This is a genomic window from Gemmatimonadota bacterium (genome assembly GCA_009838645.1).
GTDB lineage: Bacteria > JAAXHH01 > JAAXHH01 > JAAXHH01 > JAAXHH01 > JAAXHH01.
This window is the reverse complement of sequence record VXRC01000047.1, coordinates 42,385-58,250: the sequence shown is the minus strand read 5'-3', so window position 1 is coordinate 58,250 and position 15,866 is coordinate 42,385. Positions and strand designations below refer to the sequence as shown.

Here is a 15,866-nt window from a genome sequence, read left to right as displayed (position 1 = left end):
ACCGACCGGAAACCATGAAATCCCTGATCATCGTCCCCACCTACAACGAACTCGAGAACATGCGGCGGCTTCTGCCCGAATTGATGGCACTGGATCCGGATGTCCGGGTGCTCGTGGTGGATGACAACTCGCCGGACGGGACGGGAAAGCTGGCCGATAGAATGGCCGCGGAGAACGAGAGAATCAGCGTCTTGCATCGACCCGAGAAGCTGGGGTTGGGCTCCGCCTACGTGGCGGGTTTCAAGCACGCCATCCAGCAGGACGTGGACTGCGTATTCGAGATGGATGCGGACTTCTCCCACGACCCCGCCACGATCCCCGAGTTCATCGAGGAGATCGCGTCCTGCGACGTGGTGATCGGTTCCCGGTACATCAGCGGCATCAACGTGGTGAACTGGCCCATGTCCCGGCTATTGCTCAGCTATATCGCCAACATCTATACCCGCGTGATCACGGGCATGACCATCCGGGACACCACGTCGGGATTCAAGTGCTTCCGGCGGGAAGTACTCGAACATATCGACCTGGACAGCGTTCGGTCCGACGGGTACGCCTTCCAGATCGAGATGAACTTCCGGTGCTGGCGCAAGGGATACCGCATGCGTGAAATTCCCATCATCTTCGTAGACCGGCGTTCGGGTACCTCGAAGCTTTCCCAGGGCGTGATCAACGAAGCGGTCTGGATCGTCTGGTGGCTGCGCCTGCAGCGTATATTGCGCCGTTTATAGGAATCCGCAACCTGGAGATGAAGGAGCCGCGTCATGTTGACCGAACAACAGTACCGGCACTACAAGACCTTCGGTTTCGTCGTATTGCGCCAGGTCTTCACGCCGGACGAACTGGCCGTGATCAACAAGGAGTTCGACCACGGCCTGAAAGCCGCCTACCGTCACCTGCCCTTCGACGGCAAGGTCCGCCACTGGGTCACGATGATGGGCAGATCCACGCCCTTCTTCGCGAGCCTGCTGGAGGACGGACGACTGTGCGGTATCGCCGAGCAACTCTATGGCGCCGATACGCTGGGGGTCGCGTCCGACGCGAACCGGTACGTGGGCGATACGAGATGGCATCCGGATACTCACAGCATCCACCAGTACGGCATCAAGTTCGCCTACTACCTGCAACCCGTCGGACCGGAGACCGGGGCGCTGCGCGTCATTCCGGGTTCCCACCGAAATCCCTACCACGACGAATTGAAACGGGGCATGCCCGAATTCGGCCTGCCCATCGAGGATGTGCCGTCCCACGTCTGCGCATCGGAACCGGGGGACGTGGTCGGATTCGATCTGAGGTTGTGGCACGCCAGCTACGGAGGGTCCAACGACCGGCGCATGTGCACCTGTGTATACTACAACAATCCCGGTACACCGGAGGAACTCGAGGCAACCCGGAAGCAGGGGGCGAGCAACGGCAAGGCGACCACCACGTACCACCGGCCCGGCGATCCCCTCGTCGACCCGTACTGGATCGCAAACGCCGATGGCAGTCCGAAGAGGCAACGCTGGCTTGACCGCCTCCTCGAGCTAGGTTTCTTCCAGGACGTCGTGGGCGGCGAATCACAATGAACAGCCGCCTCAGGACACTGCTGGACGAAGGGAATCCCGCTTTCGGGATTCAGCTTCGATTCGGATCTCCCGCCATTGCGGAACTGGCCGGCCTGGCCGGGTTCGACTGGATCCTGATCGACACGGAGCACGCGCCGCAGACGCCGGTGGCCGTGCAGGCCCAGATCCAGGCGGCGTGTTGCACGCCGGCCACGCCGATCGTCCGGATCACCCGCACGGACCCGGACCTGATCAAGCTGTACCTCGACATGGGCGCCATGGGCATCGTCGTCCCCTTCGTAAATACGCCGGAGGAGGTGAAGCTGGGGGCCGATGCCTGCCGCTATCCGCCGCGCGGCACAAGGGGATGGGGTCCTCACCGCGCCGCGGGTTATGGACTGTTCGAAAAGGAATATACCGCTGAAATTGACGACATGGTGATGTACGTACCGATCATCGAGTCGGCCGAATCGGTAGGGAACATCGACGGCATCATGGCCGTGGAGGGCGTGGACGGCTGTATCGTGGGTCCCGTGGACCTGTGTATTTCCCTGGGAATTCCCTTCCGGTTCGACCATCCGAAGTATATCGACGCGCTCCGCCGCGTGCGGAAAGCCGGTCAGCGAACGGGAAAGCCCGTGGGCCATCCCCTGCTCGGTTCCATGGATGACGAGGAGAACGTCCGTCGCCAGGTGCAAGAAGGCGTGCGTCTGCTGCTCGTGGGAGGCGACGAGCAGGTGTTGAAGGACGGGTTCCGGCGGGCGGTCGAAGCGATGGCGTTTCTGCGGAACTAGGCGCCGGACGACGCGGTTCCGCGGCACGCGGTTCCGCGGCACCGCCACCTCGCGCCCGTCATGCTGCCGCCGGTTTCCGGGCGATCAGTGCCTGGGTCACCGTGGACAGTCCCAGCCATATGGCCATCAGATCGATCATGCAGCACACCGACTTGATGAGAAAGTTGTCGTAACTGATGATGCGGTACAGCAATCCGGTCGAGCGGGGAGCGTGGGGTTCCATGCCCAGCTTGATGCGGAGGCTACCCGGCCAATGACTCGCTTCGACGATGGCGCCGTGGAACGCGATCTCCAGGTCGCATTCGCGGACGCAGGCCGCGAGGTCCTTTCGGGAAAACAAGTGGAAGTGCCGAGGGGTACTCAGGGCCTGCCACTGGTTCTTGAAGATGAAACGGGACAGCGCGTTCAGATCGGGTGTTTCCAGATATAAAACGCCTCCCGGCGCGAGATGATCCGAAATCCATCGGACCAGCCGTCCGGGATCGGTCACGTGTTCGATGGCATGTTGGCAGATGATGGCATCGAACCGCTCCTCGCACTGTACCTCCTCGACAGGTCCTTCGATTAACGTCACGCCGCGGTCGGAAAGAAATGAACGGGCTTCCGGTTCGAATTTGAGGTCGTTGGCGAAGAGTTTGAGTGGAAAAGGCGCAAGTTTCGCCAGGTAGGTCAGGTTCCCGCCGAACCCCGCGCCGATATCGAGCACCCGGGAACCGGCCCGGAGATGCGCGATCACTTTTCGGTTCCATCCCCGGTCGAGTACGTTGAGTTTCAGCCACCTGAACGGAGCGAACGGCGGATACTGGGTTTCCGTGACGCGAAGCGTGTAGTTCCTCGGATAGATACGATCGATGTCCCGCATCCGGACTCGCGGCGACAGGTACACGTGCCCGCAGTCCGAGCACGCGACGAACCGGAACCGGTTGTCGCAGGAGCGGTACTCGTAGTCGTATCCCTCGAAGACCGCCCGCGGTTTCGTTTCCGAGCTTCCGCACATCGCGCAGGCGACCGGGACGAGGTCCAGTTCGACACCACTGCCTATAGGGTTCATGGGATTGTAGGCCACGCAGCGTGAGGGCTGATGCCGGGTCGCCTCCTTGCAGCGGGAGGACTACTGCTGAGTCGCCTTGATGCGGTTGAGCGCCCGGTCCAGCGAAGCCCTGGCCCGTTCGACGTCGACGCCTTCTTCGTCCGATCCCAGGCGCTGGCGCGCTCGTTCCTCGGCCTGCTTCGCCCTATCGACGTCGATGGCGCCGACCTCTTCGAAGGTCTCGGCCAGGACCGTCACCTGGGCCCGAAGCACTTCGACGAATCCGCCGGACACGGTATACTGCGTACGGCCCTCGTCGTTTCGGATGGTCAGGACACCGGGCCGCAGCGAGGTGAGCATGGGCACGTGGCCGATCAGCACCTCGAAATAGCCGTCCGTGCCCGGGGCCAGCACGCTGCGCGCCTCGCCTTCATAGGCCATACTGGAAGGCGTTACGATGACCAGGGGGAATTCGCCTGCCATGATCTACTGGAGCTCCTTGGCTTTGTCGTAGGCTTCTTCGATGGTGCCCACCATGTAGAAGGCCTGCTCGGGCAGTTCGTCGCACTCGCCGGCGACCAGCTTCTCGAATCCCTCGACCGTATCCTCTACCTTGACGTACCGTCCCTCCAGACCGGTGAAGATCTCCGCGACGAACATGGGCTGGGTCATGAACAGCTCGATCTTCCGGGCGCGGGAGACGATCAGCTTGTCGTCGTCCGACAGCTCGTCGATGCCCAGGATGGCGATGATGTCCTGGAGGTCCTTGTACCGCTGCAGGACCTGCTGCACACCGCGGGCGACGCCGTAGTGCCGCTCTCCGACGACGGCGGGATCCAGGATCCGGGAGTTGGACTCGAGGGGATCCACAGCCGGGAAGATGGCCCGGGCGAAGAGATCCCGGGACAAGGCGGTGATGGCGTCGAGGTGGGGAAAGGCCGTCACGATGGCCGGGTCCGTATAGTCGTCGGCGGGCACGTAGATGGCCTGCACCGAAGTGATGGCGCCTTGCTTCGTGGACGTGATGCGCTCCTGCAGGTCGCCCATCTCCGTGCTCAGCGTGGGCTGGTATCCCACGGCGGAGGGCATGCGGCCCAGGAGGGCGGAAACTTCTGATCCCGCCTGCACGAAGCGGAAGATGTTGTCGATGAAGAGCAGCACGTCGCGGCCTTCCTCGTCGCGGAAATACTCGGCGATGGCCACGCCGGACAGGCCGACGCGCAGGCGCACGCCCGGCGGCTCGTTCATCTGGCCGAACACCAGGGCGGTCTTGTCGAGCACCTTCGCCTCTTCCATCTCGAGCCAGAGGTCGTTGCCCTCGCGAGACCGTTCGCCCACGCCGGCGAACACGGAAATGCCGCCGTGCTCCCGGGCGATGTTGTTGATCAGCTCCTTGATGAGCACCGTCTTGCCCGTACCGGCGCCGCCGAGCAGCCCCGTCTTGCCGCCGCGGGTATAGGGTTCCATGAGGTCCATGACCTTGATCCCCGTCTCGAACATCTCCGCGGAGGTCGTCAGGTCCTCCTGTTCCGGCGCGCGGCGATGGATCGGGTAGTGATGATCCGATTCCACCGAGCCTCCGTCGTCGATGGGTCGGCCCAGGACGTTCATCATGCGGCCGAGGACGGCGGGTCCCACGGGAACGTTGATCGGTCCGCCGGTGTCGACGGCCGGCACGCCCCGGACCAGCCCGTCCGTGGCGTCCATGGCCACGCACCGCACCTTGTTGTCGCCCAGGTGCTGCTGGACTTCGAGGACCAGCGCGTCGCTGCCCTCCACGGGCACTTCGAGGGCGTTGTAGATCTTCGGCAGCGCGCCCGAACCGAATTCTACGTCAACGACGGCGCCAATGATCTGCGCCACGGTTCCTGAATTCGTTCCTTCCATGGTTTCCCTTCCCCGGTCAGCGGACGGCCGTCCTGGCGTTACTTCAGCGCTTCGGCGCCGCCCACGATGTCCATCAGTTCGGATGTAATGGTTTCCTGGCGGATCTTGTTGGCCGTCAGGGTCAGTTCGTCGATCAGGTCGCTCGCGTTTCGGGTGGCGTTGTCCATGGCCATCATGCGGGCGGCTTCTTCCGCTGTGTTGGATTCGAGCAACACGCGCCAGAGCTGGAATCGGAGATGCTGTGGCAGCAGGTCGTTCAGGAGCAGGGGCTGCGACGGCTCGTACACGTAGCCGGTGAACCCCGGATCGTCCTCAACCGCCATGGGCGGCACGGGGAGCAGTTGCTCGGTCACGAGGCTCTGCTGCCCGGCGGACTTGAACTCGTTGTAGAGCATATCCACCCGGTCGACCGTGCCGCGCGTAAAGAGCCCGGTCACCTCGTCGGCGATCTCGCCGGCCTGGGCGTATTCCAGCGCCTGGAACACGTTGGTATGGCTGGACAGGATCTCCAGCCGCTGGCGGGAAAGCGTATCCGAACCTTTGCGTCCTACGCAGAACAGCGCGGGTGTCGGCGAACCCTCCCGGACGCTTTCCAGGGCGCGGCGCACGACGTTCGAATTGAACCCTCCGCAGAATCCGCGGTCGGCCGTCACGACGATCAGCGCGGAGGCCTTCACCTCGCGGGAGGTCATGAGCGGATGCCGCTCGTCGGCCGTCTGCGCCGCCAGGTGCTTCATCATCTCATCCAGCTTGCGGGCGTAGGGACGGGCGGCGAACAGCCGGCTCTGCGCCCGGCGCAGGCGGACGCCGGCCACCGTCTGCATGGCCCGCGTGATCTTCTGGATGTCCTTCGTGCTCGCGATGCGTCGCCTGATTTCGCGAAGTGACGGCATGTTGCCCTTTCTACACGTTGTACGTCTTGCTGAATTCCTCGACCGCGCTCCGGATGCGCTGCTCGGTGTCTTCGCTCAGTTCCCTGGTCTCCCGGATCTCGCGGCCCACGTCCGAATGATGCGTCTCCATGTGCTGGAGGAAGGCCGCCACGAAGGGCTGCACCTCGCCCACCTCGAGGTCGTTCAACATCCCGTTGACGCCCACGTAGAGCGAGAGGATCTGTTCCTCGACCGCCATGGGCCGGTACTGGGGCTGCTTGAGCAGTTCGACCAGCCGCTCGCCCAGATGAAGCTCCCGCTGCGTGGTCTGGTCCAGGCCCGACGTGCCGAACCGGGCGAAGGCCTCCAGTTCGCGGTACCGGGCCAGCGACGTTCTCAGCAACCCGGCGACCTGGCGCGATTTCATCGCCTTGATCTGCGCGGCGCCTCCCACGCGGGAAACCGACAAGCCCACGTTCACCGCCGGCCGTTGACCGGCGAAGAACAGGTTGGATTCCAGGAAGATCTGACCGTCGGTGATGGAAATCACGTTGGTCGGAATGTAGGTCGACACGTCGCCGAACTGGGTCTCGATGACGGGCAGCGCGGTCAGCGATCCGGAACCGTATTCGTCGCTCATCTTGGCCGCCCGCTCCAGGAGCCGGGAGTGGAGGTAGAACACGTCCCCCGGATAGGCTTCGCGGCCCGGCGGCCGCCGCAGGTTCAGCGACAACTGCCGGTAGGCCACCGCGTGCTTGGTCAGATCGTCGTAGATGACGAGGGCGTGCTTGCCGTTGTCGCGGTAGTGCTCGCCCATGGTCGCGCCGCCGTAGGGCGCCAGGAACTGCATCGGCGCCGGCGTGCTGGCCGAGGCCACGACCACGGTGGTGTACTCCATGGCGCCGTGTTCTTCAAGGGTCGCCACCGTCTTGGCGATCGTGGAACCCTTCTGGCCGACGGCGACGTAGATGCAGACCACGTCCTGGCCCTTCTGATTGATGATGGCGTCCAGGGCCACGGCCGTCTTGCCCGTCTGCCGGTCGCCGATGATCAACTCGCGCTGCCCCCTTCCGATGGGGAACATGCTGTCGATCACCTTCAGGCCGGTATACATGGGTTCGTTCACGGGCTGGCGCTGCACCACGCCGGGGGCCTTCGCCTCGATCGGGCGAGAGTCCGCGTCTACGACCGGTCCCTTCCCATCTATCGGCCGGCCCAGGGAATCCACCACGCGGCCCAGCAGGCCGTCGCCCACGGCGCACTCGACGATCCGCCCCGTCCGCTTGACCGGATCGCCCTCCTTGATCAGCTGGTCGTCCCCGAAGAGGATGCACCCGACGTTATCTTCTTCAAGATTGAGCACCATGCCCACCACGTCGTTGGGGAACTCGACCAGTTCGTTCGCCATCACGTTGGAGAGGCCCTGCACGCGGGCAATCCCGTCGCCCACCTGGAGCGCGGTACCCGTTTCGTAGATGTCGACCTCTCGCTTGAAGTCGAGCACCTGCTGCTTGAGGAGTTCGGAGACCTCGTCCGCACGAATTGCTATTTCATCAAACGCCATTGTCTTCTCCATCGAAGGTCATTTTCGAACGAGCGCCTGCCGGACCCGCTGGAGCTGGGTCGCCAGGCTGCTGTCGAACACCTGGTCGCCCACGCGCACCACGAATCCTCCGATCAGGTCTTCGTTTACCGTGGTCCGCATACGAACGCGCTGCCCTGTCTGCGCTTCCAGCCTGTTTTTCAAGTCGTCTTCCTGCCCGTCGGTCAGCGCCACCGCGCTCACGACGTCCGCGTTTACGATGCCGTCCCATTCGTCCAGGATGGTGCGGCAGGCGTCCAGGATCTCCGGCAGGTTGCGCGCCCGCCGCCTGGAAGCCAGCAGATAGAGGAAATTGAGTGTGATGTCCTGGACTTTTCCTTCGAATATCTCACCCAGCATGCGTTGCTTTACGTCGGCGGGTATGACCTTGTCCGTGATGAAGTCCACGAAGGGTTGCGAGTCCCGGCACAACTGCTCGAAAGCCGTGATTTCCCCGCGCACCGCGTCCAGGGTATCTGTTTCCGCCGCGGCTTCCAGCCACGCCCCGGCGTAGCGGTATGCGATGTCTGACTTGCTGGCCATCGGTCCCTTATTCCTTTGAAGGCATCTGAGCGATGAACTCGTCCACGACCTTCCGGTGTTCCGTCGCGTCCAGGGTGCTGTTCAGGATCCTGCCCGCGATTTCCACCGCCAGATCGCCCACCTGCGCGCGCAGTTCGGCCACGGCGTATTCCTTCTCGCGCCGGATCGTGTTGCGCGCCTTCTCGAGCTCGCGCTCCGCTTCCTGCTGGGTATGCTCGAGGATCCGGCCCCGTTCCGCGTTGGCCTGGTCGACCGCGGCCTGCATCTTCTCGCGGGCCTCGGTCTCGATGTCCTCGAGCCGCCGCCTGGCTTCCTCGTGCAGACGGTCCAATTCCGCCCGGTCCGCGTCCAGTCCCTCCATGCGGTCGCGGATATCCCGTTTCCTGTCTTCGATGGCCTGGGCGATCATGCCGAAGACATACTTCCTCAGGACGAAGAACAGGACGGCGAACCCGATCATCTGGATGATCAGGGTGCTCAGGTCAATGCCAAGATCGTGCAGGATATCTAACACGCGCTATGCTCCTTCGAACGCCGGCGGCACGCTCCTTAACAGGCGCGCGCCGCAAGCCGCTTGACTGCTACTGGGCGAGGCGGCTCAGTTCCATGACCTGTTCGAAGGACGGCAACTGGCCCTGGAGCATGAAGAACACCAGCAGGCCGTAGATCGCCAGCGATTCCATGAACGCCAGGCCGATGATCAACACCAGCTGGATACGGCCGGCGGATTCGGGTTGACGGGAAATGCCCTGACAGGCCAGACCGGTCGCGATCCCCTGACCGACACCCGAGCCGATGGCCGCTACGGAAACGGCCAGCGCCACGCCAAGTCCTAAACCCATGTAGTACAGCATGAAGCGAGCTCCTTTCGGAATGGAGATTGAACTACAACAAATCAAACATCAATAACAGAATCCGTGATGTCAGAATCAGTGGTCTTCCTCCCTATCAGTGGTCTTCCTCCCCGTGGTCGTGATCCAGGAACTGGGCCACGTACACGGCGCTCAGCACCGAGAAGATCATCGCCTGGACCGTCCCCGAAAATACGCCGAACATCAACATCGGAACCTGCATCGGCACGAAGGGCACCTCGAGGGCGCCAATAAGGAAGACCGGGGACAAGCCCAGAAGCACCAGTACGATCATCTCTTCTCCGAACACGTTTCCGAAGAGGCGGATCGACAGGGAGATGACCTTGGCGAACTCGCCAACGATATGAAGCGGGCACATGAGCACGCCCATCCACTTGGGTTCGCCCCAGAAATGCCAGAGATAGGCCTTGAGTCCGATCTCGCGCAGGCCGATGAGATGGGCCGAGACGATGGAGATCAGGGCGAATCCGAGGGTGGTGTTCAGATCGGCGGTGGGCGACTGCATACCGGGTATGACGCCCAGCATGTTCATGAACCAGATGTAGATGAAGAAGGAGGCGAAAAAGGGAATGTACTTCCTGCCGCGCTCCCCGACGATATTGAGGAAGAAGCCGGTCAGTCCTTCGACGGCCATTTCGAATAGCGTCTGGACCGAGCCTTCGGGTATGCGCTTGAACGTTCTTACCGCGATGGTTACGAGAACGAGGACAATGACGAAGACGAGCAGGGTATTCAGCAGGAGATCCGGCTGCCTGACGGGTTGGGGGATCCAATCGGCCAGCGGGCCCAGCAGGTAAAATATACCATGTAGAATCGAGTAGTGCGCTTCACCGCTTCCTCCCTCGGTCGCCATCTCCAGAGAGAGGACACTCGACCACGGACCAGTCAAAGGACAACCTCCTTACCGGAAAGACCGCTTCGGCTTGCTCAACACGGCGGTCCAGTCTGCCCGATTATCCGATGAACCCTGTCTCATGACCAGGACGAGTCCGCACAGGGTCAGCGTGAAGGGAATCAGGGACACGCCCGTCAGCAACCCGATGGGGTGGAACCAGTTCCCCGACGTCACGAAATAAAGTACGATCCCCAGCAGCGGCAGCTTGGCCATCAGCAGCAGGAACAGCTTGTTGCGGTTCCGCTTGATCTGCTCGCCGGGCGTCACGAAACGGCGGACCAGCCAGGCCGTGACGTAGAGCATGGTCAGCCCGATCAGCGACCCGACGAAGAAATTGACGGCAAGCAGGTCCGCGCCCGCCACCCGCGCCGCGATGGTGCCGACGATGGTCAGCACGGCGCAGATCCGGTAGACGCGGGGCAGGAACCGCCTCAGCGGCTCGCCGTCATGTTCAGTGGTTTGCGCCATCTCTCTCCCGTTCCGCCGCTTCGATCTTCCTGTTCAGCCGTTTCAGCGTCCTCGCCATCTCCAGGAACCCGGCCACGACCCCGAGCATGGCGCCGACGACGCCGCCCCAGGGCTTCCACTCAGGCCAGACCCGTTCGACCTGGTGACCCAGGAAGTACCCGATCGCGGTGGCGAACACCAGAGTCAGGCCGATTACGGCGAGCTCCCCGGCTTCCCTCATGTACTGCCATTTGCCCTGCGTGTCCCGTGCCATAGACCATCAGTTAACGCTCGTAGGTATTTCGAGTCCCGGTCGTACCGGATGCGGCGGCGTCTCCGCCGTCCGCGCCGTCCGCGCGGTCCGCCTGATTCGTCTGCTTCGTCTGCTTCGTCTGGTTAGCCTTGTTCGGCTGGCTCACCTGGTCCGATCCGGCGAGTTCTTCCGCCATGGCCGAATTCCCGTGGAATACCGCTCCTTCCTCGATGACGAGGGTCTTGGTCTTCAGGTCGCCGACCAGGGTGGATTTGCCGCCCAGGAGAATGTGCTGCGATACGATAAGGTGGCTTTCCACGTAACCATGAATGACCGCGGTCTTGGATTCTATGGTCGATCCTACGATCCGGCCGGTCTTGCCGACCTCGACCCCTTCGGTGGCTCTCACGTCGCCGTGCACGGTGCCGTCTACCCGGACATTGCCCTCTATGTCCATCGAGCCGTTCATTTCAGCGCCTTTGGCAATGATCGTCATACCGCGCTCCTGAATCGCCCCGCGCCTGAAGATCCGCACGCGTCAGCGTTGCGTTCGCAAGCTCAACAGCAGATCGTCCCAGTGGATGACCTCGGGCAGGTAGCCGCGGGGATCTACGGGAACGTCGTCTTTCCAGACCTCGTAATGCAGATGCGGCGCCGTGCTTCGGCCCGTGTTCCCGACCAGGGCGATGATCTGTCCTCTGCGGACCGCCTGGCCGCGGTCGACGCGCAGCCTGGAATTGTGACCGTAATACGTCGACATATCATATCCGTGATCGATCTTGACCAGCCAGCCCAGGTTCTGGTCCCAGTCCGCGAACGTCACGATCCCGTCGGCCGTGGACACGACCGGCGTACTTTCGCGGGCGGCGACGTCCAGGCCGAAATGCGTCGCGACGATCGAGTCTTCCCCGGACTGAAACTCCCGGGTCACCCAGCCCGCCACGGGCCATATGGACGGCACGTACCGGAACAGCGCCGCGCTTTCGCTTTCCGCGTCGGCCGCGCCGGCCGTCGTAGAAAGGGCGCCCTGGCCGGCCAGGCTGACCAGGCTGGCCGCAGCCCCCGCCGGAAGGCCGTCATCCGCCAGGAAGGGCAGCCCGTCCCGGTGGGCGGCCAAAGTGGACCAGGCCGGCCGATGGCCGGTTTCATCGTCCACGCCGGCCAGGTATCCCGAATCGATCGACTCTACGCCCGCCAGCCTGCGAATGGTTCGGACGGTCTCTTTCACTTCTTCCAGTTGCCGGGCGAGTTCCGTGGACTTGTCCTCAACCGACCTCATCTGTTCCTTCAAGGAATAGCCGAAAGTAACGTCGGCTATACCCGCTGGAAGGACCAGGACAGCCACCGGCGCGAGTACGCACAGGCCGATCACCACGACGAGCGCGCCGAACAGGAACCGCGGCATGCGCAGTTCGTGCGCCCGGCCCGATCGGTCGGAGACGAAAACCAATGTCATCCAGTGCACTCTGAACATGGCCGACACCGCCCCGGATACGTGCGTACCTCCTTGTTCCGTCACGCCTCTCGACGGATTCGGCGCAACAGGATAAATATAGGTCGCCGGCACTGAAAGTCAACGGATATCGGCAAAATAACGGGGCTGAACAGGCGTGTGGCGTGTATGGGGTCAGGCGCGTCTCACAGTCGGACTTTCAGCAGTTCGAGGATGCGGTTCAGGTCGTCCGTGGAATAGAACTCGATTTCGATCTTCCCCTTGTGCTGCCTGCGATTGATGTTCACCTTCGTGCCGAGTATGCGCTGCATGATGGACTCGGCGGCCGCGACGTCGTGGGGCTTGCGCGCCGGTGTGCTTTCCCGCTTCTCCTCGAAGCGTTTCTTGACCAGTTCTTCCACCTTGCGGACGGACAGGCCCTTCTTTACGACCTGCTTGCACAACTCGGCCTGTTCCGTACGGTTTTCCAGGCCGAGCAGCGCCCGCGCGTGGCCCATGGTGATTTCGTCGGCCAGGAGGCACTTCTGGACCTCGGCCGGCAGTTTCAGCAGCCGGAGCGTGTTGGCCACCGTCGTCCTGTTCTTCCCCACGCGTGTGGCGACTTCCTCCTGGGTGAGGTGGCATTCTTCCTGCAGCCGAAGGTACGCCCGGGCTTCGTGGATCGGGTTCAGGTCGTCCCGCTGGATGTTCTCGATCAGCGACAGTTCCATCATTTCTTCGGGAGATGAAACCGCCATGACGATGGCCGGTATGGTCTGGTAGCCCGTTTGCCTGGCGGCCCGCAGCCTCCGTTCCCCGGCGATCAGTTCGTATTCTTCCTGCCCGTTCTTCCGGCGGACGGTCACCGGCTGGATTACACCCTTTTCGAGGATGGACCGGGCCAGTTCGTCGAGCCTGGCCTGGTCGAAGGACTGCCTCGGTTGGTAGGGATTGGCCGATATCCGGTCTATCGGCACCTGGAGCACGCTTTGCCGTCCTTCCTGGTCGTCCGGAAGGTCAGGGATCAGCGCTTCCAGCCCCCGTCCCAGCGCTTTCCTGGCTGCCATTGGCCATCACCTCCCTGGCCAGATTCATATAGCTTTCCGCGCCAGACGAGAGAATATCGTAGAGGATAATCGGACTCCCGAAACTCGGCGCTTCGCTCAACCGGACGTTTCTCGGGATGGTGGTCTGGTAGACCTTGTCCGCGAAATACTGCTTGGCTTCCACCTCGATCTGTCTCGAGAGGTTGAGGCGCCTGTCGTACATCGTCAGGAGGATGCCTTCGATCTTCAGGTTGCGGTTCAGGTGCTTCTGGATCTTCCGGATCGAATTGAGCAACTGCCCGAGCCCCTCGAGGGCGTAATACTCGCACTGTATGGGAATCAACACCGAGTCGGCCGCCGTGAGGGCGTTCAGGGTGAGCAGGCTCAGGGAGGGCGGGCAATCGATCAGGATGTACTCGTACTCGTCGCGTATGGGCTTGATCGCCTCTTCCAGTTTCCGTTCCCGGGCGATGGCCGATACCAACTCGATTTCGGCGCCGACCAGCCGTCGATGGGCCGGGACGGCGTGGAGCGCGGGGATCTCGGTCTGCTGGACGGCTTCCCCGATGTCGCGCTCGTCCAGCAGGACTTCGTAAATCGTTACGTCCAGCGTCCGGTCCTGCAGGCCGAGTCCCGACGTGGCGTTCGACTGCGGATCCAGGTCGACCAGCAGCGTCTTCTTCTCCGCGACGCCCAGGCAGGCGGACAGGTTGACGGACGTCGTCGTCTTGCCCACCCCGCCCTTCTGATTCGCTATCGAAATGACCTTGCCCATAAACGCAAATCACCCGCCGTCACTCGTAAAACGCAAATCACCCGCCGTCAGCGGAACGGATCAGTACCACGGCGAGGGCCGCGATGCCTTCTTCCCGTCCCGTGAATCCGAGTCTTTCTGAAGTTGTGGCCTTGATCGACACGCGGTCTTCCGGGAGTCCGAGGGCTTCGCCGATCCGGTCGCGCATCCGCGGCACGAAAGGCGACAGTTTCGGACGTTCCGCGACGACGGTGGCGTCCACATTCGTTACAGTATAACCGGATTCGCCCAGTGCGTCAATAATCCGTTGGAGCAGCACGAGGCTGGAAATCCCGCGATAACGGGCGTCGGTATCCGGGAAGTGAGTCCCTATATCGCCCAGCCCGGCCGCGCCCAGCATAGCGTCGCCAATGGCGTGCGACAGCACGTCCGCGTCCGAGTGGCCCTGCAGCCCGCGTTCATGGGGAATGGTCACGCCGCCCAGCACGAGGGGCCTGCCTTCCGCGAAGGCGTGGACGTCGTAACCGGTACCCACGCGAATGTCATCCATGTCCAATACCCCGTTCGTCTGTTTTCGGTTGCCGCACCGTCAGATCCGCCCCTGCCGCCGTAATATGCGCTCGGCGATTTCCAGGTCTTCCGCCGTGGTCACCTTGATGTTGTCCGGACTGCCCTCCAGCACCCGCACCACGTATCCGGCCCGTTCCACCAGTTCGGCGTCGTCGGTACCCACGTAGCCTTCTTCGCGGGCCCGTTCATGGGCCGACCGCAGGATCCGGTATGCGAAGGTCTGCGGGGTCTGCGCCCGCCAGAGCGCCGACCGGTCCGGTGTCGCCTCGACCACGCCGTCGCGGATAATCTTCATCGTATCCGTGGCCGGAGTGGCCGAGATCACGGCGCCGTGCCTGGCGCCCCCGAGGACGGACGCTTCGAGCGCGTCCTGTTCGACGCAGGGCCGCGCCGCGTCGTGAATCAGCACGGACCCGGTGCCCTCGTCAAGGGCCATCAGGCCGCGGTACACCGAGTCCTGGCGCGTGCTTCCGCCGGCGACCACACCGGCCAGCTTCGGATAGGCACCGCCCGCCTCGGCGAGGTGTGCCATGCACGAAGTCTGCCGGGAGGGCTCAACCACCAGCACGTATCCATCCACGGCCGGGCACGCCTCGAAGACGGCGAGGGTATGGGTCAGGATCGACCTTCCGCCGATCGCGATATACGGTTTCTCCTCGACCGACCGCATGCGCAGGCCGGTTCCGGCGGCGGGTATGATGCCCATGACCGAATTCAACGGCAATGCCTCCTTCCGAGCCGAATCGAGCGTCGGGCGCGGGTGCCGGGGGACGCGTGCAATTTGCGAGCCGCAAAAACGATCGTTCACGCGCTCTGCGACGATCCTGCTCTAATGAATACTAATTAAAGCGATCGCGTGAAGGAATTTGAATGTTATTTTGGGGATCGATTCAAAATCCGGCGCGAGGATCTTCCATCCCCGGATCAGGGGCCGCCCAGATACCACCAGGCCAGCAGGCTTCCGGAGGTTCCGGCCGTGAGGATCGCCCCGACGAAAAACGCCAATACAAAGGCACGCCACAGCATGGCGCGGGCCCATTTTACGGCGTCCTCGACGCGACGGATCTTGCGGAAACGGACCGGACCCCGGTCCCGGGCCGGATTGCCCTGGTCTCGGGCGGAATCCGCACTATCTCCAGGCCAGGGCGTGGTCGGAACCGCGCCAATAGGGGGCCGCCGGTTCCAGGCGCGCCAGGTTAAGAAGATGGCCAGCAAGGCGCAAACCAGGATGATGGCATCTGCCAGGGGATCGATAAGGCCGACATACTCGCGGGACGCGGCCGCCGCGCCGATCTCGTCAAGGGTCATGTCCGCCCTCGTTGGTTAAGGCCGCCTGAAACGGCGC

At 63.0% G+C, this 15,866-nt stretch carries 21 protein-coding genes; 3 read left to right on the top strand and 18 right to left on the bottom strand.

All coding sequences use genetic code 11. The features are described 5' to 3' along the window. The first annotated feature begins 14 nt into the window (after positions 1 to 14). Genes F4Y38_13265 through F4Y38_13255 form a run of 3 tightly spaced genes read left to right on the top strand, consistent with a single transcriptional unit; the run spans position 15 to position 2,338 of the window. Positions 15 to 728, top strand: a complete 714-nt coding sequence (locus tag F4Y38_13265) for a polyprenol monophosphomannose synthase (GenBank protein MXY50251.1) — start codon at positions 15 to 17, stop codon at positions 726 to 728. 33 nt (positions 729 to 761) lie between these two features. Continuing rightward, entirely contained in the window at positions 762 to 1,565 is an 804-nt protein-coding gene (locus F4Y38_13260; GenBank protein ID MXY50250.1) for a phytanoyl-CoA dioxygenase family protein, read from the top strand. Continuing rightward, a complete protein-coding gene (locus F4Y38_13255) occupies positions 1,562 to 2,338 on the top strand; it encodes a 2-dehydro-3-deoxyglucarate aldolase (protein MXY50249.1) in 777 nt (258 codons plus the stop codon). The genes F4Y38_13260 and F4Y38_13255 overlap by 4 nt, the downstream gene beginning before the upstream one ends. Positions 2,339 to 2,396: 58 nt before the next feature. Here F4Y38_13255 and F4Y38_13250 read toward each other — a convergent pair whose 3' ends face one another. From F4Y38_13250 to F4Y38_13165, 18 genes are all read right to left on the bottom strand, one after another. Next, positions 2,397 to 3,389 (bottom strand): methyltransferase domain-containing protein, encoded by a 993-nt coding sequence (locus tag F4Y38_13250; protein ID MXY50248.1) that lies wholly within the window; start codon positions 3,387 to 3,389, stop codon positions 2,397 to 2,399. A 60-nt stretch (positions 3,390 to 3,449) separates the two neighbouring features. Continuing rightward, positions 3,450 to 3,851, bottom strand: coding sequence for an ATP synthase F1 subunit epsilon (gene atpC, locus F4Y38_13245; GenBank protein ID MXY50247.1), 402 nt, complete (start codon positions 3,849 to 3,851; stop codon positions 3,450 to 3,452). Between the two features lie 3 nt (positions 3,852 to 3,854). Next, a complete protein-coding gene (atpD, locus tag F4Y38_13240; GenBank protein MXY50246.1) occupies positions 3,855 to 5,255 on the bottom strand; it encodes a F0F1 ATP synthase subunit beta in 1,401 nt (466 codons plus the stop codon). A 38-nt stretch (positions 5,256 to 5,293) separates the two neighbouring features. Beyond that, the gene (atpG, locus tag F4Y38_13235; GenBank protein MXY50245.1) at positions 5,294 to 6,148 is read right to left on the bottom strand and encodes an ATP synthase F1 subunit gamma; all 855 of its coding nucleotides are present in this window, start codon (positions 6,146 to 6,148) and stop codon (positions 5,294 to 5,296) included. A 10-nt stretch (positions 6,149 to 6,158) separates the two neighbouring features. Further along, positions 6,159 to 7,676 (bottom strand): F0F1 ATP synthase subunit alpha, encoded by a 1,518-nt coding sequence (locus F4Y38_13230; protein ID MXY50244.1) that lies wholly within the window; start codon positions 7,674 to 7,676, stop codon positions 6,159 to 6,161. A 33-nt stretch (positions 7,677 to 7,709) separates the two neighbouring features. Beyond that, a complete protein-coding gene (gene atpH, locus F4Y38_13225) occupies positions 7,710 to 8,252 on the bottom strand; it encodes an ATP synthase F1 subunit delta (GenBank protein ID MXY50243.1) in 543 nt (180 codons plus the stop codon). 7 nt (positions 8,253 to 8,259) lie between these two features. Continuing rightward, positions 8,260 to 8,766, bottom strand: a complete 507-nt coding sequence (gene atpF, locus F4Y38_13220; GenBank protein ID MXY50242.1) for a F0F1 ATP synthase subunit B — start codon at positions 8,764 to 8,766, stop codon at positions 8,260 to 8,262. A gap of 67 nt (positions 8,767 to 8,833) precedes the next feature. Next, complete coding sequence (locus F4Y38_13215; GenBank protein MXY50241.1) at positions 8,834 to 9,094, bottom strand: ATP synthase F0 subunit C; 261 nt, start codon at positions 9,092 to 9,094, stop codon at positions 8,834 to 8,836. 106 nt (positions 9,095 to 9,200) lie between these two features. Next, positions 9,201 to 10,013 (bottom strand): F0F1 ATP synthase subunit A, encoded by an 813-nt coding sequence (gene atpB / locus F4Y38_13210; protein MXY50240.1) that lies wholly within the window; start codon positions 10,011 to 10,013, stop codon positions 9,201 to 9,203. A 12-nt stretch (positions 10,014 to 10,025) separates the two neighbouring features. Next, positions 10,026 to 10,487: a hypothetical protein gene (locus F4Y38_13205; GenBank protein MXY50239.1), complete on the bottom strand. Its 462-nt coding sequence runs from the start codon at positions 10,485 to 10,487 to the stop codon at positions 10,026 to 10,028. Next, the gene (locus F4Y38_13200; protein ID MXY50238.1) at positions 10,471 to 10,740 is read right to left on the bottom strand and encodes an AtpZ/AtpI family protein; all 270 of its coding nucleotides are present in this window, start codon (positions 10,738 to 10,740) and stop codon (positions 10,471 to 10,473) included. Before F4Y38_13200 ends, F4Y38_13205 begins: the two co-directional genes overlap by 17 nt. A gap of 10 nt (positions 10,741 to 10,750) precedes the next feature. Next, complete coding sequence (locus F4Y38_13195; GenBank protein MXY50237.1) at positions 10,751 to 11,215, bottom strand: hypothetical protein; 465 nt, start codon at positions 11,213 to 11,215, stop codon at positions 10,751 to 10,753. Between the two features lie 42 nt (positions 11,216 to 11,257). After that, the gene (locus F4Y38_13190; protein ID MXY50236.1) at positions 11,258 to 11,926 is read right to left on the bottom strand and encodes a M23 family metallopeptidase; all 669 of its coding nucleotides are present in this window, start codon (positions 11,924 to 11,926) and stop codon (positions 11,258 to 11,260) included. A 431-nt stretch (positions 11,927 to 12,357) separates the two neighbouring features. Then, the gene (locus F4Y38_13185) at positions 12,358 to 13,218 is read right to left on the bottom strand and encodes a ParB/RepB/Spo0J family partition protein (protein MXY50235.1); all 861 of its coding nucleotides are present in this window, start codon (positions 13,216 to 13,218) and stop codon (positions 12,358 to 12,360) included. Next, on the bottom strand, positions 13,169 to 13,972 hold the full coding sequence (locus F4Y38_13180; protein MXY50234.1) for a ParA family protein: 804 nt from the start codon (positions 13,970 to 13,972) through the stop codon (positions 13,169 to 13,171). The genes F4Y38_13185 and F4Y38_13180 overlap by 50 nt, the downstream gene beginning before the upstream one ends. A 37-nt stretch (positions 13,973 to 14,009) precedes the next feature. Beyond that, positions 14,010 to 14,501 carry a 2-C-methyl-D-erythritol 2,4-cyclodiphosphate synthase gene (locus F4Y38_13175; protein MXY50233.1) on the bottom strand — a complete coding sequence of 164 codons (492 nt, stop codon included), beginning with the start codon at positions 14,499 to 14,501 and terminating at the stop codon, positions 14,010 to 14,012. Positions 14,502 to 14,540: 39 nt separating this feature from the next. Then, entirely contained in the window at positions 14,541 to 15,239 is a 699-nt protein-coding gene (ispD, locus tag F4Y38_13170) for a 2-C-methyl-D-erythritol 4-phosphate cytidylyltransferase (GenBank protein ID MXY50232.1), read from the bottom strand. 206 nt (positions 15,240 to 15,445) lie between these two features. Continuing rightward, positions 15,446 to 15,829, bottom strand: coding sequence for a hypothetical protein (locus tag F4Y38_13165; GenBank protein MXY50231.1), 384 nt, complete (start codon positions 15,827 to 15,829; stop codon positions 15,446 to 15,448). Positions 15,830 to 15,866 lie beyond the last annotated feature (37 nt).

Excerpts from the sequence above, each read along its gene's own strand:
- F4Y38_13175 (MXY50233.1), bottom strand. The coding sequence starts at position 14,501 with ATGGATGACATTCGCGTGGGTACCGGTTACGACGTCCACGCCTTCGCG.
- F4Y38_13195 (MXY50237.1), bottom strand. The coding sequence starts at position 11,215 with ATGACGATCATTGCCAAAGGCGCTGAAATGAACGGCTCGATGGACATA.
- F4Y38_13200 (MXY50238.1), bottom strand. The coding sequence starts at position 10,740 with ATGGCACGGGACACGCAGGGCAAATGGCAGTACATGAGGGAAGCCGGG.
- atpG (MXY50245.1), bottom strand. The coding sequence starts at position 6,148 with ATGCCGTCACTTCGCGAAATCAGGCGACGCATCGCGAGCACGAAGGAC.
- F4Y38_13205 (MXY50239.1), bottom strand. The coding sequence starts at position 10,487 with ATGGCGCAAACCACTGAACATGACGGCGAGCCGCTGAGGCGGTTCCTG.
- F4Y38_13215 (MXY50241.1), bottom strand. The coding sequence starts at position 9,094 with ATGGGTTTAGGACTTGGCGTGGCGCTGGCCGTTTCCGTAGCGGCCATC.
- F4Y38_13255 (MXY50249.1), top strand. The coding sequence starts at position 1,562 with ATGAACAGCCGCCTCAGGACACTGCTGGACGAAGGGAATCCCGCTTTC.
- F4Y38_13265 (MXY50251.1), top strand. The coding sequence starts at position 15 with ATGAAATCCCTGATCATCGTCCCCACCTACAACGAACTCGAGAACATG.
- F4Y38_13250 (MXY50248.1), bottom strand. The coding sequence starts at position 3,389 with ATGAACCCTATAGGCAGTGGTGTCGAACTGGACCTCGTCCCGGTCGCC.
- F4Y38_13165 (MXY50231.1), bottom strand. The coding sequence starts at position 15,829 with ATGACCCTTGACGAGATCGGCGCGGCGGCCGCGTCCCGCGAGTATGTC.
- atpC (MXY50247.1), bottom strand. The coding sequence starts at position 3,851 with ATGGCAGGCGAATTCCCCCTGGTCATCGTAACGCCTTCCAGTATGGCC.
- F4Y38_13180 (MXY50234.1), bottom strand. The coding sequence starts at position 13,972 with ATGGGCAAGGTCATTTCGATAGCGAATCAGAAGGGCGGGGTGGGCAAG.
- atpH (MXY50243.1), bottom strand. The coding sequence starts at position 8,252 with ATGGCCAGCAAGTCAGACATCGCATACCGCTACGCCGGGGCGTGGCTG.
- F4Y38_13260 (MXY50250.1), top strand. The coding sequence starts at position 762 with ATGTTGACCGAACAACAGTACCGGCACTACAAGACCTTCGGTTTCGTC.
- atpD (MXY50246.1), bottom strand. The coding sequence starts at position 5,255 with ATGGAAGGAACGAATTCAGGAACCGTGGCGCAGATCATTGGCGCCGTC.
- F4Y38_13185 (MXY50235.1), bottom strand. The coding sequence starts at position 13,218 with ATGGCAGCCAGGAAAGCGCTGGGACGGGGGCTGGAAGCGCTGATCCCT.